We start from the raw sequence: 1,707 nt of genomic DNA on the forward strand, positions 1-1,707 counted from the left end.
ACGAGCGGACGAACGCGTTGATCGACGCGACGATCGAGCAGGTCGTGAGTCGGGACCGGAGCATCAAGCCCGTCCTCATCCCCGAACAGAACTGACCCGGGCCGGGGATCGACAGGGCCGGTGACAATGGCTGCAGCACCGATACCGGTGGCTGGCTGGGGTGACAAGGACGACCCGTGGGAGTGTCTGGGCGAGCGTTCGTCCGGTGCGACGGTCTACCGCGTGGGGGAGGGGCCCTCCTTCTACGTGAAGACCACGCCACCCAGGCACCCCGACGACCACCGGTTCAACCCGGCCAGGGAGGCCGAACGGCTCCGTTGGCTGGCTGGCCAGGGACTACCCGTCCCGGAGGTGGTGGCACAGGGCGCCAACGACGAACTGGAGTGGGTGGTCACCAGGACGCTGCCTGGGCGGCCCGCCGCCCGGCACTGGAAGCCGGAGGAACGGTGGCGCGTGATCGACGTCGTCGCCGACGTCGCGCGTACGATGCACGCGCTTCCGGTGGAGGAGTGTCCGTTCGAGCGGCGGCTGGCCGACCTGATCCACCAGGCCGGTTCCTCGATGGCGCTGGGCGCGCTCGACCTGGACGACGTGGACCCGTCGCACGAGGGCTGGACGGCGCAGCAGCTCTGGGAGGAGCTGAGCCGGATGACGCCCCCGGCCGAGGACGACCTCGTCGTCTGCCACGGTGACTTCTGCCTCGACAACGTGCTGATCGATCCGGAGACGCTGACCCTGGCCGGCATCCTCGACGTCGACCGGGCCGGCGTCTCGGACCGGTGGATGGATCTCGCCCTGGCGATGTACAACATCGGCCAGGACGATGTCTGGGGCTACGGGCCGCCGCACGCCGAGCACTTCCTCCGGCGGTACGGCACCACCGTGGACCAGCACAAGCTGACCTACATCCAACTGCTGGACGAATTTCTCTGAGCTGAGCCGGGCGGGCCGGCGTCCGACGGACGCCGGCCCGCCACGACGTGAATGGCGTGGTGGGCACATGAACTACCGTGACTTGATCGAGCGGGCCCGGCGGACGACCGCGGCCGAGGAGTACGACATCTCGGGGCGCTACCCGTCGGTGATCGCGCACGCCGAGGGCGCGTGGATGACGGACGTGTCCGGCAACCGTTACGTCGACCTGACGGGCGCCGACGCCGCGGTGATCGTCGGCTACCGTCATCCGGCGGTGATCGAGGCGATCGTGCGGCAGATTCAGGATTACGGTACGGCGTTCGCGTCGACGTTGTCGGTGCCGCGGGTGGAGTTGGCGGAGCGGTTGTGTGAGCGGTACGAGTGTGCCGAGAAGGTGGTGTTCCACAAGACCGGTACCGAGGGCACGGCGATGGCGGCCCGGTTGGCGCGGGCGGCGACGGGTCGTGAGTTGATCCTGTCGTGTGGGTATCACGGGTGGCACGAGTGGCAGCTGGCTGGGGAGTCGTTCGGGTACCAGCAGACCACTGGTGTGGTGGGTTTCGGGTACAACGAGAAGGCTCTGGCGAAGATGCTGGAGGCTTTCGGCGGTGAGGTCGCCGGGGTGCTGGTCTCGCCGGAGATGCTGTTTTTCGATCTCGACTACTACCGCCGGATGTATGCGTTGTGTGCGCGGTACGACGTGCCGTTCATGATGGATGAGGTGTACACGGGGTTCCGGGCGGGGCCGAAGGGTGTGCATGGTTTGGGTGTGCCGGCTGACGTGGTGGTGGT

General features: G+C 67.8%; 2 protein-coding genes. Both read left to right on the forward strand.

Features of this window, described 5'->3' with window-relative positions; genetic code table 11:
• Window positions 1-147 precede the first annotated feature (147 nt).
• Entirely contained in the window at window positions 148-933 is a 786-nt protein-coding gene (locus tag AB0F58_RS29890; protein ID WP_357150222.1) for an APH(3') family aminoglycoside O-phosphotransferase, read from the forward strand.
• 67 nt (window positions 934-1,000) lie between these two features.
• A partial coding sequence (locus tag AB0F58_RS29895; protein ID WP_357150225.1) for an aminotransferase class III-fold pyridoxal phosphate-dependent enzyme occupies window positions 1,001-1,707 on the forward strand: 707 nt, incomplete at its 3' end.

Origin of the sequence: Micromonospora sp. NPDC023956, assembly GCF_040639195.1 — a bacterium.
In the GTDB taxonomy this organism is placed as follows: Bacteria; Actinomycetota; Actinomycetes; order Mycobacteriales; family Micromonosporaceae; genus Micromonospora.